Genomic DNA, 21577 nt, shown 5'->3' on the forward strand with positions numbered 1-21577 from the left:
TTTACCAATAAAAATGGATATTAATAAATAAAACGGGCTTAATAAAATTAAGCTCGTTTTATTTATTTTGCTTAAGAAAGAAATGGAACAGTGGTATATATGATACCTGCCCCATCATACTCTCCTGTCGCAAAGTATGAAAATGTAAAGAAACCTGTGACCGTAAAAATTACAATAAGAAAAAGTGTGAAGATAAATTTTAACATGTAAGGTCCCCTCATCCAAAAATAACTTCATAGAGTATTATAGTATACGAATATTTTATTTCCAATTGTTTACTGGTTAAAAATGAGAAGTCAGACATGTTTTGTATGTTGTAATGGAATGATTATTTGTAATGGATTTTGTATTTTTTGTAAATGTCATATTGTGATGGACGTGTGCATACTCCCAATCATGATCATTAAAATTTATGTTTCGGGGAGGGAGAAGTGGAACGACATCGAACAAGTTGACGAAACGAAAGCTACTAGCTACTTGTAGTTTATAATAATTTCGAAAAGCGATATCTCCTACTTTTGGAGAAGCGAATGTATAAAGTCCATACTGTGCGAAGGCGGTATTTATACGTGCATCTAATATGTGTAATGTGGCAAGCGCACCACCTAGACTATGCCCAGTAGCTAGTAGTTTTTTATGTGCTGGCAATGATACGAGCATATCCATAATAGAATCACGACAAGACTCATAAATAGAGAGAAAGCCGTTATGGACATTTCCGCTATTTAAAGCATAAGGATAAGGTTTTTGATTGACGAGAGAGTCAATAATCCAATCTGGGTCTGTTTGAGTGCCCCTGAAGGCAACGATAATTGTATCCTCAGATTCTAATATAAACCCGAACCATTCTGTTGTTTGAATGGCTTTTCCTTGAAACCCTTGTACATATTGAAAACCATCTGGTATTTCGAAAATACCATTTTGTTTATATTGTTCATACGTTAACTCACAACAAGAAGCTAACAGTATGGCAGTGTCTTTATCAAAGGATAAAGGAGTACGCATTAAGGAAGCCCTCCTTAAGAAAAGGTATAGTTTAATATATGCGGTGAGGAACTTGATTCATGCTTTTGGAAAAAAGACTTGAACCTACAGTTACGTGAGGGAGTATGATTTTTGTAAACATATTGTTAGGAGGAGTGTAAGATGAGCAAAAGGGAAGGCTGTTCAATTGGTGAGTTTGCAAAGAGGACAGGCACATCAATACGGACACTACAATATTACGATGAAATTGGACTACTTAAGCCTGAAAAGAATGTTAGCTCTGGTCACCGTGTGTACAAAGGAAAAGATATATTAGAACTACAGAAAATAGTGAGTCTTAAAGTATTAGGATATAGTTTAGAAGAAATACGCGTTATGCTGAAAATGCCAAGTTTGAATGTAAATTTAAAAGAAACGTTGGAACAACAAAGAAAAGCCTTTGAAGAAAAGAGAAGACACATTGAAGTTTCGATAAAGGCGCTTGAACGAACAATGGTATGTCTTGAGGAAGATGAAGAGTTGGATAGTGACATATTAATGAGTCTAATTAACAGCATTCAAAAAGAAAACGAACAACGTTTATGGCTTGAAGGATATGTATCAAAAGACTTGGCTGATGGATTATATAATAAGTCGGAAGAAGAGGGCATAGCACTTGATAAAGAGTTTGTGCGTTTAGCAAAAGAAGTGAAAAGGTTATTTGGAAGACAAATTGAGGATTCAGAAGTGCAAAAATTGGTTGATGAACATATGAAGGCGACTCTTAAGTATGTTGGTGAAGAGACAATGTATTCTTTAGGTAAATTAGAGAATGTAGAAGAACAATATAATAATATGATGCCATCTCCTTACAAAGAAGAAGAAGAGGCATGGCTTAATGAAGCGATGGAGTATTATATGATTCGAAATGGTATGTATAGCCCTCCGCAGTAAAAATAAAGTGCCATAGTCATAAACTTTAGAGAAATGCCTCCGATGTTTTTTTACATTGGAGGCATTTTTTACTCTTTTCCATCTAAAAGGTGAACAAGGCCACCTAATATACTACTTTCACCAGTACTTTATAATGCTGGTCTTGTAAGAGGTTTGAAAAAATAGCCTGTATATATTTGAACGATGATTACCTATTTACTTGTGTTTGTTCGCACTATATACCGAAAATTTCGGGAAACAAAACATATTATTTATCTGTTTGTTTTTGCCTTTTTTTCAAATACTCCGCACGTAATTGTTCAAGTTTTTGCTTTTTATCAAATTTGGCAGGCTTCTGTTTTTCATGAAACTTTGCCACAGCTACCTGACTTTTGGAATCCAATTGATATTTTCCCACTTTGTTCACCTACTTTTCTTGTCTTGAAAGAGAATCTATTCAACAAATATAATATACCTTATTTTACTGAAGTAAACCTTATTACTTTATTTCATCTGCTTTTTCTCGTTTGTAGACGTAAATTAAAACACCCTTCCACTGCATTACTGCAAGCAAGGGTGTTTAATTTTAGTATTATATTAGTCGATGGACAAGCCTGCATAAGGGCCCTTTTTACTCTTTCCCATCCAATAAACGACCAAGGCCACCTAATACACTACCTTCACCAGTACTTTGCGCTGCTGGGCTTGTAAGGCGTGCTGCTAATCGGCTAAGTGTTAAGGACTGAATCCAAACTGTTCCAGGACCTTCTAATGTTGCGAAGAATAAACCCTCACCGCCAAATAGAGCTGTTTTTACTTTTCCAACGAACTCGATATCATAGTTAATATCTTTTGTCATGGCAACGAGACAACCTGTATCAATGCGAAGTTTCTCTCCAGGTTTTAATTCACGTTTATATACAGTTCCGCCTGCGTGCATGAAAGCAAGGCCGTCACCTTCAAGTTTCTGCATGATAAACCCTTCACCGCCGAAGAAACCAGTTCCTATTTTTTTCGTAAATTCAATCCCGATAGAAACCCCTTTTGCGGCACAAAGAAAGGCATCTTTTTGACAAACTACTTTTCCTTGATATTCTGTTAAATCTACAGGAATAATTTTACCAGGATAAGGAGCAGCAAATGAGACGTGGCGTTTGCCGTGACCTGTATTTGTAAATACAGTCATAAACATACTTTCGCCTGTAACGAGACGTTTACCAGCGCCCATTAATTTGCCGAATAAACCGTTAGATGGGCCAGAACCGTCACCAAAGATTGTTTCCATTTCAATGTAATCTTCCATCATCATCATTGCGCCAGCTTCTGCGATAACGCTTTCTTTTGGATCTAATTCAATTTCAACAAACTGCATATCATCGCCATATAACTTATACTCGATTTCATGTGCTTGCATTTTTTCACCTCATAAATATGTAGTAATTATATTGTACAGAAGTTAAAAGAGTTAGAGTACTGTATTTTTGTTAATTTTTGAATAAAAATAGAATGAAAATTTAAGGTTATACTAAGATTATAAAAAATGATGGAATGAAAGTGTTCTCATTTGACGTTTTCGATATAGCATGATATAGTGAAAGCACTATTGAGCTACATAATGTGGTACGGAAATAAAGCACGTTGTATTAAAGGCTGTAAGCTTGTTATACATTCATGTCCTTTATATCCACCTTTTCATGTGGATTCATAGTTTCATTTTTATTTAGGAGGTACATGACATGCAAACAGGTAAAGTTAAATGGTTTAACGGCGAAAAAGGTTTTGGCTTCATCGAAGTTGAAGGCGGAGAAGACGTATTCGTACATTTCTCAGCTATCCAAGGCGACGGCTTCAAAACTTTAGAAGAAGGTCAAGAAGTTTCTTTCGAAATCGTTGAAGGAAACCGCGGACCACAAGCAGCTAACGTTACAAAGAACTAATTAGCTAGCGATAAAAAGCATTCCGATTTTCGGAATGCTTTTTTTTATTCTTTGGAACTAGATTCATTTGAAGATAATTCACCTTTGAAGGTACGTTCTTCAAAATCATCAAGCATTTGTTCATATTCTTCATGCTCTTCTGTAGCGAAAACTTGTGGGTTTTTCCCGTACATATCCGTACCGATAAAGTTTTCAAAATCCTCCACGTAGCCTACGTTTTCTTCACTATTTACATACATGCCATTATAGTTTTTTGAATCTTGTCTTTCTAAATCAGACGGCGTTTCAGATGTTCCGTAATTTGCGACATCTTGCCACGCATCTTCCGCATCGTACTCAACAGAATGGTCCTCATCATGCTTGTGGAAAGAAGGAGACAACACTTCTTCTTCAACTGGCCGTGTATTCATATTTAACTTATTTGTCGCGTGCTGTATGCATGTTGTAGCAGACGGCATTGCTTCCAATCTTTCAAATGGAATTTCTTCGCCAGACACTTCACAAATGCCGTACGTACCCGCTTCTATTTTTTGTAGGGCATGTTTCGTCTCCTCAAGCTGTTTATGCCAAAGTTCAATAAGCCCGAAGTCTTTTTCACGTTCATATAGCTCTGTAGCCATATCACCTGGATGGTTGTCATAGCTAGACAGTTCTCCTACTGAATCGCGTTCAGAAGCACGATCTGTATTTTCATGAGTTTGTATCGTTTGTTCCAGTTCTTGTTTTTGTTTTTCTAAAATGGATTTAAATTGACCTACTTGTTGTGGAGTTAACATAGTCGTCCACCTTCCTACAATTCAGTTTCTTTACATAGTATGAGCGTTGAGAGTAGGAATTATGAGATGAATTTCAGATATGAAAAAGGAGCCGCATAAGCAGCTCCTTTTATAGAAAGTATCCAAGTAATAATCCGATTCCCATTAGGAAACCGAAGATTGTATTTGTTTTTGCTGTTGCAATCATCGCAGGTACCATTTCCATTGGAATGCTTTTGCCGATAAAGCCTTTCGTCGCTTTAAATGCTTTCGGTGCACTTAAAAATACGATAAGCATCCATGGTGATACGATGCCCACGATAATTAAAGCAATTGTCCAAATGTAGGAAACGATGAACATCGAAGCAAGTACACCAACAGCTCTTTCACGTCCAACGAGAATTGCTAACGTTTTACGACCGTTTTCTTTATCGCCATCCAAGTCACGAATATTATTAGCTAGTAAAATGGCGCCAATTAAAATGGAGCTTGGAATAGATAGTAAAATGACTTCTGATGTTACAGTTCCAGTTTGAATAAAGAATGAAATCCCAATAATAATGACACCCATAAATAATCCGGCTGTCAATTCTCCAAATGGTGTATATGCAATTGGAAGTGGGCCACCTGTATAAAGGTAAGCAACGGCCATACAAACAAGACCGATTGCAGCAAGCCACCAGCTAGAATTCATACAAATATAAACACCTAATAGTATTGCGATGCCGAAAAATCCAAATGCTAAGTTAAGCACTGTTTTTGGCTGAATGCCATCGCGAACGATAGCGCCGCCGATACCAACTGAACCTTCGTGATCGAGTCCTCTTTTATAATCAAAGTATTCATTAAACATGTTTGTTGCTGCTTGAATGAGAAGACAAGCAAGAAGCATCATAAGGAAAAGAGGAAGATGTATTTGATTTATACCTCCGACCTGCATCGAATATGCTGTTCCGATGAAAACAGGTACGAAAGCTGCTGTTAATGTATGGGGACGCAGTAAACTCCACCAGATGCGCCAGCCAGTTTGCTTACTTGGCTTTGGCGCCGTAGGAGAGGAATTCGTTTTGACGTTCATTTCCATGTTGAATCCTCCTTTGGTCACATATTGTACACAACTAAGTGTAGAAAAAGCATCATTTAGTGTCAACGTTTATTTTCTAGGAAGAGAAGGTGAATTTCTCAGAAATGCTAAACGTTGACAGGCCTTTCGTTTGAGGTGTATCTTAAAATCAAGCGTAATTATGACTATTTTTCGCCCATAGGGGGGAGACAATTGTGATTCAAACGAAACAAAAAGGCTTGCAAGAAGTTCTTATTGCAGCTATCAAGCGTGCAACTAACGAAAAAACATTGGTTAGTTTTGTAAAACAAATAGACTGGGTGGATCCGCTTCTGTTCTATGCAGCAGGAAAAAGGATTTCATTCGAAAATAGATGTTATTTTGCAGACCCGGCTCAGCATGTAATATTTGCAGGAATTGGCTCTGTTTTCACTATAGCAAATTCTTCTCATAAGCGCTTTCAAACCGCTCGTGACGAGTGGGAGAAAGTAAAAGAGAATGCATTTGTCCAAAGAGATGAATATGAATTTGGAACGGGTCCGCTTTTATTTGGTGGTTTTTCATTTGATCCAGAAAAAGAGAAAACGGACCTATGGAAAGAATTTAAAGATACGACATTTTCACTACCAGCATTTTTATTAACTGTAAAAAATGAAAAAGCATGGTTAACGATGAATACATTTGTTGCAGCAACAGATTGTGCAGAAACTCTTTATAATGAAATGATTTCTTTAGAAGAGAAAATTTTTGAGGAGAGTAAATGTGCGCTAAACGGATCGAAATTAACTGTTATTTCTAAAGTAGAAGTGAATCCGAAAGGCTGGATGAAAGCAATTGAAAAAGTACAAGATGAGATGAAGCAGGGTAACGTGCAGAAGGTTGTATTGGCGAGGGAACTAAAAGTAGAGATGAACCATTCGATTGATTCTGCTCTTGTTTTAGAAGCACTTCGCATTGGTCAACCAGATTGTTACGTATTTTCTTTTGATTATAAAGGAGCATGCTTCTTAGGAGCGACGCCTGAGAGATTAATTCGCAAAGAAGATGAGAAATTTACATCGATGTGTCTTGCTGGTTCAATCGGTCATGGTCATTCTATAGAAGAAAGTGAACGAAATAGTAATGCGCTTCTTCATGATGAAAAGAATTTAGCTGAACATGGTTATGTTGTTAACATGATCCGCTCGGTACTAAATGAACATTGCGAATACGTTAATATTCCGGAAAGTCCAGGTTTATTAACAACGAAAAACTTAATTCACTTATATACGCCTGTAGAAGCAAAAGGCGATGCGAGTCTTTTAACAATGGTAGAAGAATTACATCCAACACCAGCTCTTGGCGGGACACCTCGTTTGGAAGCGATGAAACTGATCCGTGATGTTGAATTGTTAGACAGAGGGTTGTATGGTGCACCGATTGGCTGGATAGATGATGAAGGAAATGGTGAATTTGCGGTTGCGCTGCGCTGCGGATTATTAAACGGCGAGAAAGCATCCTTATTTGCCGGTTGTGGTATTGTAATTGATTCAATCCCGCAGCTTGAATATGAAGAAACAAGTTTGAAGTTTAGACCGATGCTTGGTGCTTTGGAGGAATTAATGAAATGAACAATCATATAGAAGCATTATCATATTATTTAGGCGCGTTCGTGGATGAACTGACGCGTCTAGATGTATGTGATGTTGTCATTAGTCCAGGCTCACGGTCAACGCCGATTGCTTTACTAATGGAACAACACGAAGGAATGAACACATATTTACATGTAGATGAAAGATCAGCTGGATTTTTCGCGCTCGGTATTGCGAAAGCGAAAAAACGCCCAGTAGCATTATTATGTACGTCAGGAACAGCAGCAGCTAATTACTATCCAGCTGTATGTGAAGCGTTTCATTCAAGGGTCCCGCTTATCGTCTTAACAGCGGATAGACCGCATGAATTAAGAGATGTGGGTGCACCACAAGCAATGAATCAATTTAATTTATACGGTACTTTTGTGAAACAATTTACAGAGATGGCACTGCCAGAAGCGAGTGAAGCGATGTATCATTACGCTCGTATGACGACGCAGCGCATAGTAGCAAATGCTTGTTTAGCGCCGCAGGGTCCTGTTCATCTTAATTTTCCAGTTCGCGAGCCACTTATCCCTGATTTCTCACTAGAAAGCTTATGGGATAAAGGACGTAGTGAATATACAGGAGTAGTTCAGCAAGGAAACGTGACGATGCCGAGTGAATATGTAGATTCTCTTGTTGGGCGCCTTTCACATATGGAAAAGGGGCTTATTATTTGTGGAGATGATAGTCATTCAGAAATTGCAATGTTTGCAACGCAACTAGCTGAAAAAACTGGCTATCCTATATTAGCAGACCCACTTTCTAATATTCGTAGCGGACACCACGATAAAACGATGGTAATTGACTGTTATGATACATTTTTACGAAATGAGCAGTTAAAAGAAAAATGGAAACCGGACGTGTTAATTCGCTTTGGTGGTATGCCTATTTCTAAATCATTAACGCAGTTCATAAAAAAACAAATGAAAGCAGTTCATATCGTTGTTGATGAATCAGGACAATGGAGAGATCCAGCTCTTGTTGCGACAGAAGTTGTGCAAGCAAGTGACATTGAATTCTGCAAGGCAGTAATAGAAAAAATGCCAGTTATGAAGAAGAATGATTGGTTCGTAATGTGGCAACATATAAACGAAAAAACGAAGGAAACGCTTCGTGAAATGGAAACATATGAAACTGCATTTGAAGGAAAGGTTATTACAGATATTGTGCGCGTATTACCAGAAGACGCAACGTTATTTGCGAGCAATAGTATGCCAATTCGTGATACAGACTCATTCTTCTTCACATCGGATAAAAACATCCATGTGATGGCAAACCGTGGCGTAAATGGTATTGATGGAATCATTTCGACAGCTTTAGGAGCGAGCATTATTTGCGATCCACTTGTATTAGTGATTGGTGATTTATCATTTTATCACGATTTAAATGGGCTATTAGCAGCGAAATTACATGAATTAAACATAACAATTGTCGTTGTAAATAATGATGGCGGGGGTATTTTCTCATTCTTACCACAATATGAGAAAAAGGAACATTTTGAATCATTATTTGGAACACCAATTGGACTTGATTATGAGCACGTTGTCAAAATGTACGGTGGTTCATTTAGCCGTGTAAATGGTTGGGAGCAATTCCGTGAAGAAGTACAAAAGGGAGCAACGACAAAAGGTTTACACGTTGTGGAAATTTGTACGAACCGTGATGAAAACTTAACATTGCACCGTACGTTATGGGCAAAAACACAGGACGTAATTACTACATCGTTGCAAGGTGAATCAAAATGAACGTAACACTGCAAGGTGTATCGTATGAATATGAAGTAGTTGGAAGCGGGGAACCACTTCTACTTCTTCATGGTTTTACGGGAAGCATGGAAACGTGGCGTTCCTTCGTTCCTTCTTGGAGCGAGCAGTTTCAAGTCATTTTAGTAGATATTGTTGGGCACGGAAAAACGGAAAGCCCTGAAGATGTGACGCATTATGACATCCGAAATGTGGCATTGCAAATGAAAGAACTATTAGATTACCTTCATATTGAAAAAGTACATATACTTGGCTATTCAATGGGCGGTAGATTGGCGATTACGATGGCATGTCTATATCCAGATTATGTACACTCTCTTTTATTAGAAAACTGTACAGCTGGGCTCGAAAACGAAGCAGATAGAAAAGAACGTCGTGAAAAAGATGATCGACTTGCCGATAAAATTGAGCGAGAAGGCATAGAAAGTTTTGTATCTATATGGGAAGATATTCCACTTTTTAAAACGCAAAAACGTTTAGCAAAAAACGTACAAGAAGCGGTACAAAAAGAGAGGCTTGCTAACAACCCAAAAGGGCTCGCAAATAGCTTGCGCGGCATGGGAACTGGGGCTCAGCCTTCATGGTGGGATGAGCTGAAAAACTTAAAAATACCTGTTCTTTTAATGAACGGAGAATATGATGAAAAGTTCTTCCGCATATTAAAAAACATCGAAAAATACGTGTCTGATGCGAAATTTGTCAAAATTCATGGTGCTGGCCATGCAATTCATGTGGAACAACCGGAAAAGTTTGATACAATAGTAAAGGGATTTCTAAAAACTATGCAGTGATACTTTTTTCAGCAAGAAGGAAGCCACACTTATAGGTGAAATCAGAAATATACAAGGAGGTAGTTGTAATGGCTATTGAATGGGTAAAAGAAGGCAATTACGAAGATATTATTTATTCAACATACAATGGTATCGCAAAGATTTCGATTAACCGTCCTGAAGTACATAACGCATTCCGTCCAAAAACGGTAATGGAGTTAATCGATGCTTTTGCACAAGCTCGTGATGATGCAAATGTTGGCGTTATCATTTTAACAGGTGAAGGTGGACGTGCATTCTGTTCTGGCGGCGACCAAAAAGTTCGCGGTCATGGTGGATATGTAGGTGACGACCAAATCCCTCGTTTAAACGTATTAGACTTACAACGTCTAATTCGCGCAATTCCTAAACCAGTTATCGCAATGGTAGCAGGTTATGCAATCGGCGGTGGACACGTACTTCATATCGTATGTGACTTAACAATCGCTGCAGACAACGCTGTATTCGGACAAACAGGTCCTAAAGTAGGAAGCTTTGACGGTGGATACGGAGCTGGTTACTTAGCTCGTATGGTAGGCCACAAGAAAGCTCGCGAAATTTGGTACCTATGCCGTCAATATAGTGCTGGGGAAGCACTTGATATGGGCTTAGTAAACACTGTAGTACCATTAGAAGAGCTTGAAGCAGAAACAGTACAATGGGCACAAGAAATTTTAGCAAACAGCCCAATGGCACTTCGTTTCCTAAAAGCTGCATTCAACGCAGACACAGACGGTCTAGCTGGTATTCAACAACTAGCTGGAGATGCAACGTTATTGTACTACACAACTGACGAAGCAAAAGAAGGTCGCGACGCATTCAAAGAAAAACGCAGTCCGGACTTCGGTCAATTCCCTCGTTTCCCGTGATCAAAAGCGAAAGCGGCTCGCTTAGAATGTGAGGGGGATGGAGCTTCTGACGTAGAGGCGTTTTTTGCCTCGTAGGAAGAAGTGAAGCCACCGAACATTCTAGCTGCTGTAGCTGGATGTTTTAAAAGCGGAGCCGACTGTTTAGCCCCGTTGGCTAAGGTTCTTTCGCACAGAAAGTGTTTTTTACTTTCTCGTGCGGAAGGTTCTTAGACGGAAGGGGCTAGGAGGCGCAGCTGGATAAGACCAAAAGGTCAAACCGGAAACAAAACAACTAAGAGACTTGATATGATATCAAGTCTCTTTCTTTCATGAAAGGAGAATGAATGATGGAGACGATGCCAAATTGGTTAATGCAACGTGCATTTTTAACACCAGATCGCACTGCAATTGAAATAGAGGAAGAGAAAGTTACTTTTATGGAGCTACATGAAAAAGTAGTATCTGTTTGTGAACACCTCACGTATGTTGGAGTGGAGCGAGGGCAAAAGGTGGCTGTTCTGATGAAAAATGGTATGGAGATGATTACAGTTATTCACGCCCTATCTTATGTAGGTGCAGTAGCTGTGCTTTTAAATACGCGTCTTTCAAGAGAAGAGCTACTTTGGCAAATGGATGATGCTGAAGTTGTTTGTTTAGTAACGGATCAAGATTTTGATGCTAAAGATGTTCCTGTTTATTCATTCGCCGAAGTGATGAATGGACCAAAAGAGGAAGCCTCTATACAAGAAGAGTTTTCTTTAGAAGAAGCGATGACAATTATTTATACGTCTGGGACGACAGGCAAACCGAAAGGCGTTATTTTAACGTACGGCAATCATTGGGCAAGCGCAGTCGGTTCGTCGCTTAATTTAGGACTTCGTGATGATGATTGTTGGTTAGCCTGCATGCCGATGTTCCATGTTGGCGGGCTATCTCTTTTAATGAAAAACATTATGTACGGCATGCGTATTTTACTTGTTCCGAAATATGATGCTGATTTTATTCATAAAGCACTTCAAAAAAGAGGAGTAACAATTATTTCTGTCGTTTCTAAAATGTTAACTGATTTATTAGAGCGACTTGGGGCAGAGACATATCCATCTTCTTTGCGATGCATGTTACTTGGCGGAGGACCAGCGCCAAAACCACTATTAGAAGCATGTGTAGAAAAAGGAATTCCTGTATATCAAACGTACGGTATGACAGAAACATCTTCGCAAATTTGTACGTTATCCGCAGATTACATGTTAACGAAAGTAGGATCAGCTGGAAAACCACTATTTCAGTGCCAACTTCGTATTGAAAAAGATGGCGTAGTAGTGCCACCATTTGCGGAAGGTGAGATTGTAGTAAAAGGACCGAACGTAACAGGCGGTTACTTTAACCGTGAAGATGCGACGCGAGAGACTATTCAAAACGGGTGGCTTCATACTGGCGACCTCGGTTATTTAGACGAAGAAGGGTTTTTATACGTATTAGATCGTCGCAGTGATTTAATTATTTCTGGCGGAGAGAATATATATCCAGCTCAAATTGAAGAAGTGTTGCTTTCTCATCCGGCAGTAGCGGAAGCTGGTGTTGTCGGCATGGCTGACGATAAATGGGGACAAGTACCAGCTGCTTTTGTTGTGAAAAGCGGGGCGGTAACAGAAGAAGAAATTCTTCATTTTTGCGAGGAGAAGTTAGCGAAATATAAAGTGCCGAAGAAAGCATGTTTCTTAGAGGAATTACCACGTAACGCTTCGAAAAAATTGTTAAGACGAGAGTTAAGACAATTAGTGGAGGAGATGTAGGTGGAAATAAAAAAAGCGACACTGTATATAACGGAAATGCCACTCGTAATCCCGTTTGCTGCAAGCTACGGGACTTACGAAAAGCGTGAGAGTATCGTTATTGAATTAGAGGATACGGACGGGTACATCGGATTTGGGGAAGTCGTTGCATTCTCTGAACCGTGGTATACGGAAGAAACGGTGAAGACAGCGCTGCATGTACTGCAAGACTTTTTAATACCTGATTTATTAAAGGCTGAAATTTCTCATCCGAATGAGGTACCGGGTCTATTTCAACATATAAAAAGAAACCGAATGGCAAAAGCCGGAATAGAGGGGGCTGTTTGGGATTTATATGCGAAGCGTCAAAAGAAATCGCTAGCGACAGTACTTGGCGGAACTAGTCATGAAATTGAAGTCGGCGTTGTAATTGGCCTTAATACGATTCCAGTTATGTTAAAACAAATCGAGAAGTACGCGGAAGAAGGATACGAGCGTTTTAAAGTGAAAATAAAGCCAGAGCATGATTATGAGTTATTAAAAGAAATTCGAAAAGAGTTTCCGCATATCCCGCTAATGGCTGATGCAAATTCAGCATATACATTAGCGGATGCAGAGAGGCTGAAACGACTAGATGAATTCCAATTAATGATGATTGAACAACCGTTAGCGGATTACGATTTTCTTGATCACGCGGAGTTGCAAAAGAAAATTGAAACGCCGATTTGTTTAGATGAAAGTATTCATGGTTTAGAAGACGCACGCGTTGCGATTACGCTTGGTAGTTGCCGCATCGTTAACATTAAGCCAGGGCGAGTGGGCGGATTAACAGAGTCGGTTCAAATTCATAATTATTGCATGGAGCATAACATACCCGTTTGGTGCGGCGGTATGGTAGAAATGGGGATTTCACGAGCGCAAAATGTTGCTCTTGCTTCATTGCCGAACTTTACGATTCCTGGTGATATATCCGCTTCTAGTAGACATTGGCAGAGGGATATTATTTCACCGGAAGTGACGCTTGAGGGCGGGAAAGTGATTGTACCGCAAAGTGTTGAAGCTGAGTATAAAGTTGACCGCGAAAGATTGGAAGAAATTACGAAGCAGCGGATTGTTTTTGAGCGGTAAATGGAAGTTTCATTAGGATGCCCGCAAATAGCGAGAGGATTTTGTCGTTCATTGTCGGTAAGTCAATATAATTGGAAAATCGCTGATATAATTTTATTTACCAAGGTTACTTTAACGAGTAGCCTTTTCGTATTGTACAAATTGGATAGACTAGTTTACAATCGAGCGTATAAAAATGGAATGAAAAAGGGGGAGTAAAATGAAACGCATTTCAATTTTAATCGCTGATGATGAGGCGGAAATTGCTGATTTAATTGAGATACATTTAGAAAAAGAAGGGTACCATGTTGTGAAAGCAGCGGATGGGGAAGAGGCAGTTCATATTATTGAAACGAAGCCAATCGACTTGGTAGTTTTAGATATTATGATGCCGAAAATGGATGGTTATGAGGTGACGCGTCAAATTCGCGCGAAACATCATATGCCGATTATTTTTTTAAGCGCGAAAACTTCGGACTTTGATAAGGTGACAGGTCTTGTACTAGGTGCGGATGATTATATGACGAAGCCTTTCACACCAATAGAATTAGTTGCACGTGTAAATGCACAACTGCGTAGGTTTTTTACGTTAAATCACCCGAAAGTAGTGGAGAGTAAATCTGCTTTAGAAATAGGCGGAGTCGTAATTAATCCTGAGCGCAGGACGGTTGATGTGTATGGTGAACAAATTGAATTAACGCCGAAAGAGTTCGATATTTTATATTTATTAGCGAGTCATCCGAAGAAAGTATACAATGTCGAAAATATTTTTCAGCACGTATGGGCAGATGATTATTATGAAGGTGGAAATACAGTAATGGTACATATTCGTACTTTGCGGAAGAAACTTGGAGAAGATAAAAGAAAGGATAAATTAATAAAAACAGTGTGGGGAGTAGGTTATACTTTCAATGGCTAATATGATGAAAAGCTTTCGATTTAAAATGATTGCCTTATTTGCGTTAAGTATGGTGCTTGCAGCAACTGTAACTTATATAATTTATAAAGGATTGCAGTTGTATTATAAAACGATGGTTCGCTACGAAGAGCCTTTAGCACAATTTAGGTCAATGGTAAGGGAATTTGGAGACATTAACTTCTTTTTAATTTTCTTTATTCCGTTATCTATTATCTTTTTCTTCTTTTTGACAAAACCGTATTTAAAATACTTTGATGAAATTTCTAATGGGATTCATCATCTTGCGAACGGTAACTTTACGAATAAAGTTCAAGTTTCATCAAATGATGAGTTTGGAAATATCGCGCGTGAAATAAATGTTGCAAGTGAAAAGTTAAAAGAAGCTGTTGAAAGAGGAGATTTTGCTGAAAGTAGTAAAGATCAGCTCGTTGTGAATTTAGCTCATGATTTAAGAACACCGTTAACATCCGTGTTAGGATATTTAGATTTAATTCTTAAAGATGAAAATTTAACAAAAGAACAAATTAAACATTTCTCCACAATTGCATATACAAAATCGCAAAGACTGGAAAGTTTAATTGATGAGCTATTTGAAATTACACGTATGAATTATGGCATGCTAAAGCTGGATAAAAAGCCGATCGATATAAGTGAGTTGCTTATACAGTTAGAGGAGGAATTGTATCCGTTATTAGAAAAACATCATTTAGAAGCTAGATTGAACGTGGCTCCTCATTTACCGATGCACGGTGATGGAAAATTGTTAGCTAGAGTATTTGAAAACTTGTTAACAAATGCCGTTCGTTACGGGTATGATGGGCAATTTGTTGATATGAATGGATATGTTGATAATGGAAAAGTTGTCGTACAAATTATGAATTATGGAGATAGCATTCCAGAAGAAGATTTACCGTATCTTTTTGATATGTTTTATACAGGTGATAAAGCGAGAACTGAGAACCGTGGCGGGACTGGCCTAGGACTATTCATTGCGAAAAATATTGTCGAGCAGCATAATGGTACGATTTCTGCTGAGAGCAATGTAGTTAGAACGCTATTTGAAGTACGATTGCCAAAAGACGAGAATGTAACAATTTAATAAAAATTTAAACTTTACCCCACTTTTTATTTTAATAGTTTTTTCTATTCTATACGTAAGTTACGTTAAGGAGGAACTAGAAATGAAAAAGTGGGTATTTATTTCTTTTTTTATAGCATTCACAGTATGTGTAGGCGTTTATATATCACCGTTATTTCAAAAGGAAATCGATGTTAAAATTGTCGGGAAAGATGAGCTAGTAAAGGCGGCAAACACCGAGGGGAAAGAGATTACGAAGGAACAAATTTATAAGGGCGATTTATTATTAGTTAACAGGGATTATCCAGTAAAAAAAGATAGTATTAGGTCTGATATTATAAATGTAAATCATAATAGTGAATTAGTAAGAGGTTATGTAATATTTGATAGAAATCTTCGTTTATCAAAGGATGTTGTGAAAAAGTTTTTGAACGTTGTCGATGCGGCTGGAAAAGAAAGTGTTAACCATTTTTTGATTAGTAGTGGTTATAGAGATTTCCAAGAGCAAAAACAGCTATATGAAAAAATGGGATCTGATTATGCACTTCCAGCAGGATACAGTGAACATAATTTAGGATTATCACTGGACATTGGGTCTACTCAAAAGAAAATGGAGAAAGCGCCTGAAGGAAAATGGATTGAAGAGAACGTATGGAAGCATGGCTTTGTATTACGTTATCCGAAAAATAAAAGTAACATTACTGGAATTCAATATGAGCCATGGCATATCCGTTATGTCGGCCTACCTCATAGCGCAATTATGCAAAAAAAGAATTTTACACTAGAGGAATATTTAGAGTTTTTAAAAGAGGAAAAAGAGGTTTCAACTGAAGTAGAAGGTAAGAAATATACTGTTTCTTATTATAAAGTTTCTGAGAATACGAAAGTGAACGTTCCAGCAAACAAGCAGTATGAAATTTCCGGGAACAATATGGATGGGGTTATTGTGACGGTTCAGGAATAGAGAAAAAGGCTGTGCCATTTGGGACAGCCTTTTCTTATATAAGAAAGGAAGTGACGTTTTTTGTCGGTAAATCGATATTCTTTGTCGAATCGTTAATATATTATAAGTTATGATAGATATAATTGAAAAATCGTTGATATATTGTAAGTTATGATAGATATATTCAAAAAATCGTTGATATAATTTCCTATACTATTAGCATTTTGGAGGAGCATCTTTTTATTTACTTTTAAACATTATAACGTTATATTTACTTCTCCGTTTTTTTATGTTACGCTAAACGTGTGAAAGAGATATAAAAAATGAAACTTAAATGTAAGCGTATTCTTATGGCTTCTTATAGAAAAGGGTGGAAATACAATGACAGAACGATTCGTACTACGTAATGTGAAACGTGTGAACGGGGAAGAGATTGACATTGTAATTGAAAATAACAAAATCGCACAGGTGACGAAAGCTGGTGCTGGCGAGGGTGGAAAGGTTCTTGATTACTCTGGTACTTACGTATCGAGTGGCTGGATTGATTTGCACGTTCACGCTTTTCCAGAGTTTGATCCGTATGGCGATGAGGTAGATGAAATTGGCGTTAAGCAAGGGGTAACGACAATTGTTGATGCGGGTAGTTGCGGTGCTGATCGCATTGCAGATTTAGTAAAAAGTAGAGAGCAGGCAAAGACAAATTTATTTGCCTTTTTAAATATTTCTCGCATCGGTTTGAAACGAATTGATGAATTATCCAATATGGAATGGATAGATAAAGAGAAAGCGATAGAAGCAGTAGAAAAGTATAAAGATGTAATCGTTGGGTTAAAGGCGAGAATGAGTAAAAGTGTCGTTTGTGATAGTGGAATTGAACCGCTGCATGTAGCGCGCGCTTTATCTCAAGAAACATTATTACCGATTATGGTACATATCGGTTCAGCGCCTCCCCGTATAGAGGAAGTTGTACCTCTTTTAGAAAAAGATGATGTGATTACACATTATTTAAACGGGAAAGAAAATAATTTATTTGATGAAGAAGGGAAACCGCTACCTGTGTTGTTAGATGCGGTGAATCGCGGCGTGCATTTAGATGTTGGTCACGGTAATGCTAGCTTTTCTTTTAAAGTAGCAGAAGCGGCGAAGCGTCACGATATTGCCTTTAATACAATTAGTACGGATATTTACCGGAGGAATCGTATACATGGTCCAGTGTATAGTATGGCTCACGTTCTTTCGAAATTCCTTTACTTAGGTTATCCACTAGAAGAAGTGATTGATGCGGTTACGAAAAATGCGGCAGAGTGGCTTAAGAAACCAGAGCTTGGCCGTATTCAAGAAGGGGATATTGCAAACTTAACTTTATTTACGGTTAAAGATGAGAAGGTTACGTTAATTGATTCAGAAGGGGATCAGCGCATTGCTGAAAAAAGAATTGATACGAAAGGGGTTGTAATTAATGGGTCATTCATTGAATGCTAAGTACGGATTAAAAAGAGTGATTAATGCGAGCGGTAGAATGAGTATTTTAGGTGTATCTGCTCCTACAGATACAGTAATGGATGCGATGAAACATGGTGGACAAAATTATGTGGAAATTGCTGATTTAGTAGATAAAGCAGGAGACCATATTGCGAGAATTCTAGATTCAGAGGCAGCGGTCGTTGTGAATTCAGCATCGAGCGGAATTGCGCTTTCTATCGCTGGTATCGTTACAGAAGGACATCGCCGTAAAAGTGAAAGACTTCATCAAGAAGTAATCGCGAAAAACGAAGTGATTATGTTAAAAGGTCATAACGTTCAATACGGTGCTCCTGTTGAAACGATGATTTACTTAGGTGGAGGAAAACTCGTTGAAGTTGGCTACGCAAATGAAGGGAAAGCAGAACATATTGAAGATGCGATTGGCGAAAATACAGCAGCAATTCTTTATGTGAAATCACATCATGCAGTGCAAAAAAATATGATTTCTGTTGAAGAAGCATGGGAAGTAGCGCAGCGAAATAACGTACCACTTATCGTTGATGCGGCAGCTGAAGAAGACATTCAAAAATATGTGAAGTATTCAGACCTTGCCATTTATAGTGGTTCAAAGGCAATTGAAGGACCTACTTCTGGTATTGTTGGCGGTAAACGAAAATATATCGAATGGCTGAAAGTGCAATTACATTGCATCGGAAGAAGTATGAAAGTCGGGAAAGAGACAACTTTTGGCTTACTTCAAGCGCTTGATGAGTACGGAGTAAAAGAAGATAAGAGCGAGCAAGAAAAAGAATTGCTACAAGTACTTATGCCGCTAAAAGAATTAAATGGTGTAAATGTAACGATCGTTCAAGATGAAGCTGGAAGAGCAATCTTTAGAGCTCGTATTCATATTAACGAGAAAGAGTTAAACAAATCAGCAAGAGATGTTGTGACTGCATTACGCGAAGGGGAAATCGCCATTTATACACGTGATTACGGAGTAAGACAAAGATTCTTTGATATTGATCCACGTCCACTTCAAGGTGATGACATACATGTGATTGAAGAAAAATTGAGAGAAATCGTAGGGGGAAACTAAAATGACAAACATTCAAAAACGTTTTTATAAAGGCCGCGTAGCATTAAATGTATTAGCAAACAATATAGAAAATGCAAAAGATATTTTTGAAGCAGCAGAAGGTTATGTAGTAGTGGGAGTGTTATCAAAAGACTATCCAACAGTAGAAGAAGCTGTTACAGCTATGAAAGCATACGGAAAAGAAATTGATGACGCTGTATCAATCGGACTAGGCGCAGGAGATAATCGCCAAGCAGCAGTTGTAGCTGAAATTGCGAAGCATTATCCTGGTAGCCATATTAACCAAGTGTTCCCTTCAGTTGGAGCAACGCGTGCAAATCTCGGCGAAAAAGATAGCTGGATTAATAGTTTAGTATCACCAACAGGAAAAGTAGGTTACGTAAATATTTCTACTGGCCCAATTAGTGCGGCTGGAGAAGAAAAAGCAATCGTTCCAATTAAAACAGCGATCGCACTTGTACGTGATATGGGCGGAAATTCATTGAAATACTTCCCGATGAAAGGGCTAGCTCACGAAGAAGAATATCGCGCAGTTGCGAAAGCTTGTGCAGAAGAAGGATTCGCATTAGAGCCAACAGGTGGAATTGATAAAGAAAACTTTGAAACAATTGTACGTATTGCGCTTGAGGCAAATGTAGAGCAAGTTATCCCGCACGTATACTCTTCTATTATTGATAAAGAAACTGGTAATACGAAAGTAGAAGATGTTCGTGAATTATTAGCAGTCGTGAAAAAGCTAGTTGATCAATATGCGTAAGAAAATTGCAGCGTTCGGCGAAGTAATGATGCGCCTGCAAGTACCTGGATATGAATTGTTGTCGCAAGCTAACACGTTAAATTACTCATTTTCAGGTACAGGTGTGAACGTTGTAGCGGCACTTTCTCACTTAGGGCATGAAGGGCTTCTTATTTCAACTTTACCGGAAAATTCGGTTGGAGATGCAGCTGTATCTTACATTCAAAAGTTAGGGATTCAAACTTCTCTTGTTTCAAGAGGCGGTAAATATGTAGGTATGTATTTTTTAGAAAATGGATTCGGTGCACGTGCAAGCCGCGTTACATATTCGAATCGATTAGAAAGTAGCTTCAATACGGCATGTGAAGAAATGTATCAATTTGAAGAAATCGCAAAGGAAATTGATATCGTTCATTTTTGCGGTATTACACTTGCGATGAATGATACGGTGCGTCATCATATGAAATCTTTAGCGAGAGCAGTTAAAGAAAACGGAGGAACCGTCGTTTTTGATTGTAATTATCGTCCCTCACTTTGGGGAGAAGACGGATATGAACAGGCAAAACCGCATTATGAAGAAATGCTGGGGCTTGCTGATATCGTTATGATGAACGAAAAAGATGCGATGTTCGTTCTTGGAATGAAAACAGAAGAGACGGAGCGAGAAGCGCAGCTGCTGGATCTTATTCCAAAGGTAGCTGAAACGTATCATATCGCTACAATCGCTGGTACTCATCGCTCTATTAACAGTGATAATACACATTCGCTTCGCGGGTTTATATGTAAAGATGGTTCGTTAACTTTTGCAAAAACACTTACGTTTTCTGTATATGATAGAATAGGTGCTGGAGATGCTTATACGAGCGGAATTATTCATGGCGAGATAAAAGAGTTTGCACCAGAGAAAGCTGTTTCATTTGCGTCAGCAGCTGGAATGCTAGCACATACAATCGTCGGTGATACGCCAATGTCATCAGAGAAAGATATACTTCGGGCGATGACGGCATCAGTAGGTGATGTAGAAAGGTAGTGGGTGTAACAGTGAACGTAACGAGGAAAAAAGGACCATTATATTTACAAATAAAAAATATTATTCGTGATCGAATATTGCATGGCGTATATGCGATTCATACGAATATTCCTTCAGAACCGCAATTAGAAGAAGAGTTCAAAGTTAGTAAGATTACAGTGCGTAATGCGATTAAAGAACTCGCTCAAGAAGGATATTTGGAAAAGAAGAGCGGCAAAGGAACGAAAGTGATTCGTAATACTTCTGCGACAAAACTGTCAAAGGGTAAGAAATTTACAGAAGTGTTAGTGGAAGAAGGATATAAAGTACAAAAGAAATTATTAAAAGCAGAAATCGTTCATAATGAGGAAGGAACAGTGCCGTTTCGATTATTCGGTAAAGAGAGTTTTCGTATCGAGCGCCTATATATGTTAAATGATACGCCGTATATTCATTATACGCACTATTTCTCAGCTCGAATGGCGAGTACAGATTTATCGGACTTTGATTTACAATCGCTTTACGATTTAGTTGAGGACCGAGGTATACATTTAGAAAACTTCAGAGATGAATTCGCGGTTGGGCTTGCACCTAATTTCGTTGCAGAAGCGCTAGGTGAAAAAGAGGGAACAGCGTTATTAAAACGTATGCGCTATTCTTATGATGAAGTTGGCGAAGTAATTGAATATAGCGAAGGCTACTACAATACAGAAATACAGCATTATGTAGTGAATTATGACGTATAAAAAAGAGGGGATGTTCC

General features: G+C 38.4%; 22 protein-coding genes. 16 read left to right on the forward strand and 6 right to left on the reverse strand.

Features of this window, described 5'->3' with window-relative positions; genetic code table 11:
- Positions 1–71 precede the first annotated feature (71 nt).
- Positions 72–206, reverse strand: coding sequence for a hypothetical protein (locus tag BUA87_RS31980; RefSeq protein WP_016079902.1), 135 nt, complete (start codon positions 204–206; stop codon positions 72–74).
- 76 nt (positions 207–282) lie between these two features.
- Positions 283–1005: a lipase family protein gene (locus BUA87_RS25070; protein ID WP_001260112.1), complete on the reverse strand. Its 723-nt coding sequence runs from the start codon at positions 1003–1005 to the stop codon at positions 283–285.
- A gap of 141 nt (positions 1006–1146) precedes the next feature.
- Here BUA87_RS25070 and BUA87_RS25075 point away from each other — a divergent pair, with 141 nt between their 5' ends.
- On the forward strand, positions 1147–1917 hold the full coding sequence (locus BUA87_RS25075; RefSeq protein ID WP_065229492.1) for a MerR family transcriptional regulator: 771 nt from the start codon (positions 1147–1149) through the stop codon (positions 1915–1917).
- Positions 1918–2164: 247 nt separating this feature from the next.
- On the opposite strand, the gene BUA87_RS31450 is transcribed toward BUA87_RS25075, so the two are convergent.
- Together BUA87_RS31450 and BUA87_RS25080 are read right to left on the reverse strand one after the other, a co-directional pair.
- A complete protein-coding gene (locus BUA87_RS31450; RefSeq protein ID WP_065229491.1) occupies positions 2165–2314 on the reverse strand; it encodes a hypothetical protein in 150 nt (49 codons plus the stop codon).
- Between the two features lie 213 nt (positions 2315–2527).
- Positions 2528–3310 (reverse strand): TIGR00266 family protein, encoded by a 783-nt coding sequence (locus BUA87_RS25080; RefSeq protein WP_001147841.1) that lies wholly within the window; start codon positions 3308–3310, stop codon positions 2528–2530.
- A 322-nt stretch (positions 3311–3632) separates the two neighbouring features.
- On the opposite strand from BUA87_RS25080, the gene cspD reads away from it, so the two are divergent.
- Positions 3633–3833, forward strand: coding sequence for a cold-shock protein CspD (gene cspD / locus BUA87_RS25085; protein ID WP_001193052.1), 201 nt, complete (start codon positions 3633–3635; stop codon positions 3831–3833).
- Between the two features lie 44 nt (positions 3834–3877).
- On the opposite strand, the gene BUA87_RS25090 is transcribed toward cspD, so the two are convergent.
- The gene (locus tag BUA87_RS25090; protein ID WP_072941143.1) at positions 3878–4609 is read right to left on the reverse strand and encodes a yteA family sporulation protein; all 732 of its coding nucleotides are present in this window, start codon (positions 4607–4609) and stop codon (positions 3878–3880) included.
- 109 nt (positions 4610–4718) lie between these two features.
- The gene (locus BUA87_RS25095) at positions 4719–5672 is read right to left on the reverse strand and encodes a 1,4-dihydroxy-2-naphthoate polyprenyltransferase (RefSeq protein WP_000425770.1); all 954 of its coding nucleotides are present in this window, start codon (positions 5670–5672) and stop codon (positions 4719–4721) included.
- 194 nt (positions 5673–5866) lie between these two features.
- Between BUA87_RS25095 and BUA87_RS25100 the strand changes: the two genes are divergently transcribed.
- The 14 genes from BUA87_RS25100 (at position 5867) to BUA87_RS25170 (ending at position 21560) form a co-directional block, all read left to right on the forward strand.
- Positions 5867–7261, forward strand: a complete 1395-nt coding sequence (locus BUA87_RS25100; protein ID WP_072941146.1) for an isochorismate synthase — start codon at positions 5867–5869, stop codon at positions 7259–7261.
- Positions 7258–9012: a 2-succinyl-5-enolpyruvyl-6-hydroxy-3-cyclohexene-1-carboxylic-acid synthase gene (gene menD / locus BUA87_RS25105; RefSeq protein ID WP_001059198.1), complete on the forward strand. Its 1755-nt coding sequence runs from the start codon at positions 7258–7260 to the stop codon at positions 9010–9012. The genes BUA87_RS25100 and menD overlap by 4 nt, the downstream gene beginning before the upstream one ends.
- Positions 9009–9821: a 2-succinyl-6-hydroxy-2,4-cyclohexadiene-1-carboxylate synthase gene (menH, locus tag BUA87_RS25110; protein WP_072941148.1), complete on the forward strand. Its 813-nt coding sequence runs from the start codon at positions 9009–9011 to the stop codon at positions 9819–9821. The genes menD and menH overlap by 4 nt, the downstream gene beginning before the upstream one ends.
- A 68-nt stretch (positions 9822–9889) precedes the next feature.
- A complete protein-coding gene (gene menB, locus BUA87_RS25115; RefSeq protein WP_000963882.1) occupies positions 9890–10708 on the forward strand; it encodes a 1,4-dihydroxy-2-naphthoyl-CoA synthase in 819 nt (272 codons plus the stop codon).
- 326 nt (positions 10709–11034) lie between these two features.
- Positions 11035–12480, forward strand: coding sequence for an o-succinylbenzoate--CoA ligase (locus BUA87_RS25120; RefSeq protein ID WP_043924717.1), 1446 nt, complete (start codon positions 11035–11037; stop codon positions 12478–12480).
- On the forward strand, positions 12481–13587 hold the full coding sequence (gene menC / locus BUA87_RS25125) for an o-succinylbenzoate synthase (RefSeq protein WP_065229487.1): 1107 nt from the start codon (positions 12481–12483) through the stop codon (positions 13585–13587).
- A 199-nt stretch (positions 13588–13786) separates the two neighbouring features.
- Positions 13787–14485, forward strand: coding sequence for a response regulator transcription factor (locus BUA87_RS25135; RefSeq protein ID WP_000822508.1), 699 nt, complete (start codon positions 13787–13789; stop codon positions 14483–14485).
- Positions 14478–15584: a sensor histidine kinase gene (locus tag BUA87_RS25140; RefSeq protein ID WP_072941151.1), complete on the forward strand. Its 1107-nt coding sequence runs from the start codon at positions 14478–14480 to the stop codon at positions 15582–15584. Before BUA87_RS25135 ends, BUA87_RS25140 begins: the two co-directional genes overlap by 8 nt.
- Positions 15585–15666: 82 nt before the next feature.
- Positions 15667–16527, forward strand: coding sequence for a D-Ala-D-Ala carboxypeptidase VanY (locus BUA87_RS25145; RefSeq protein WP_000759402.1), 861 nt, complete (start codon positions 15667–15669; stop codon positions 16525–16527).
- 360 nt (positions 16528–16887) lie between these two features.
- A complete protein-coding gene (locus tag BUA87_RS25150) occupies positions 16888–17988 on the forward strand; it encodes an amidohydrolase/deacetylase family metallohydrolase (protein ID WP_000139934.1) in 1101 nt (366 codons plus the stop codon).
- Positions 17966–19069, forward strand: a complete 1104-nt coding sequence (locus BUA87_RS25155) for a DgaE family pyridoxal phosphate-dependent ammonia lyase (RefSeq protein ID WP_072941154.1) — start codon at positions 17966–17968, stop codon at positions 19067–19069. The genes BUA87_RS25150 and BUA87_RS25155 overlap by 23 nt, the downstream gene beginning before the upstream one ends.
- A 1-nt stretch (position 19070) precedes the next feature.
- Positions 19071–19826 carry a 2-dehydro-3-deoxy-phosphogluconate aldolase gene (locus tag BUA87_RS25160; protein ID WP_000181907.1) on the forward strand — a complete coding sequence of 252 codons (756 nt, stop codon included), beginning with the start codon at positions 19071–19073 and terminating at the stop codon, positions 19824–19826.
- Positions 19819–20835, forward strand: coding sequence for a sugar kinase (locus BUA87_RS25165; protein ID WP_001227512.1), 1017 nt, complete (start codon positions 19819–19821; stop codon positions 20833–20835). Before BUA87_RS25160 ends, BUA87_RS25165 begins: the two co-directional genes overlap by 8 nt.
- Entirely contained in the window at positions 20835–21560 is a 726-nt protein-coding gene (locus BUA87_RS25170; RefSeq protein ID WP_072941159.1) for a GntR family transcriptional regulator, read from the forward strand. The genes BUA87_RS25165 and BUA87_RS25170 overlap by 1 nt, the downstream gene beginning before the upstream one ends.
- Positions 21561–21577 lie beyond the last annotated feature (17 nt).

The sequence above is a fragment of the Bacillus sp. bc15 genome (genome assembly GCF_900142585.1).
GTDB classification, from domain to species: domain Bacteria; phylum Bacillota; class Bacilli; order Bacillales; family Bacillaceae_G; genus Bacillus_A; species Bacillus_A cereus.

Excerpts from the sequence above, each read along its gene's own strand:
- BUA87_RS31980 (WP_016079902.1), bottom strand. The coding sequence starts at position 206 with ATGTTAAAATTTATCTTCACACTTTTTCTTATTGTAATTTTTACGGTC.
- BUA87_RS25070 (WP_001260112.1), bottom strand. The coding sequence starts at position 1,005 with ATGCGTACTCCTTTATCCTTTGATAAAGACACTGCCATACTGTTAGCT.
- BUA87_RS25075 (WP_065229492.1), top strand. The coding sequence starts at position 1,147 with ATGAGCAAAAGGGAAGGCTGTTCAATTGGTGAGTTTGCAAAGAGGACA.
- BUA87_RS25080 (WP_001147841.1), bottom strand. The coding sequence starts at position 3,310 with ATGCAAGCACATGAAATCGAGTATAAGTTATATGGCGATGATATGCAG.
- cspD (WP_001193052.1), top strand. The coding sequence starts at position 3,633 with ATGCAAACAGGTAAAGTTAAATGGTTTAACGGCGAAAAAGGTTTTGGC.
- BUA87_RS25090 (WP_072941143.1), bottom strand. The coding sequence starts at position 4,609 with ATGTTAACTCCACAACAAGTAGGTCAATTTAAATCCATTTTAGAAAAA.
- BUA87_RS25095 (WP_000425770.1), bottom strand. The coding sequence starts at position 5,672 with ATGGAAATGAACGTCAAAACGAATTCCTCTCCTACGGCGCCAAAGCCA.
- menD (WP_001059198.1), top strand. The coding sequence starts at position 7,258 with ATGAACAATCATATAGAAGCATTATCATATTATTTAGGCGCGTTCGTG.
- menH (WP_072941148.1), top strand. The coding sequence starts at position 9,009 with ATGAACGTAACACTGCAAGGTGTATCGTATGAATATGAAGTAGTTGGA.
- menB (WP_000963882.1), top strand. The coding sequence starts at position 9,890 with ATGGCTATTGAATGGGTAAAAGAAGGCAATTACGAAGATATTATTTAT.
- BUA87_RS25120 (WP_043924717.1), top strand. The coding sequence starts at position 11,035 with ATGGAGACGATGCCAAATTGGTTAATGCAACGTGCATTTTTAACACCA.
- BUA87_RS25135 (WP_000822508.1), top strand. The coding sequence starts at position 13,787 with ATGAAACGCATTTCAATTTTAATCGCTGATGATGAGGCGGAAATTGCT.
- BUA87_RS25140 (WP_072941151.1), top strand. The coding sequence starts at position 14,478 with ATGGCTAATATGATGAAAAGCTTTCGATTTAAAATGATTGCCTTATTT.
- BUA87_RS25145 (WP_000759402.1), top strand. The coding sequence starts at position 15,667 with ATGAAAAAGTGGGTATTTATTTCTTTTTTTATAGCATTCACAGTATGT.
- BUA87_RS25150 (WP_000139934.1), top strand. The coding sequence starts at position 16,888 with ATGACAGAACGATTCGTACTACGTAATGTGAAACGTGTGAACGGGGAA.
- BUA87_RS25155 (WP_072941154.1), top strand. The coding sequence starts at position 17,966 with ATGGGTCATTCATTGAATGCTAAGTACGGATTAAAAAGAGTGATTAAT.
- BUA87_RS25160 (WP_000181907.1), top strand. The coding sequence starts at position 19,071 with ATGACAAACATTCAAAAACGTTTTTATAAAGGCCGCGTAGCATTAAAT.
- BUA87_RS25165 (WP_001227512.1), top strand. The coding sequence starts at position 19,819 with ATGCGTAAGAAAATTGCAGCGTTCGGCGAAGTAATGATGCGCCTGCAA.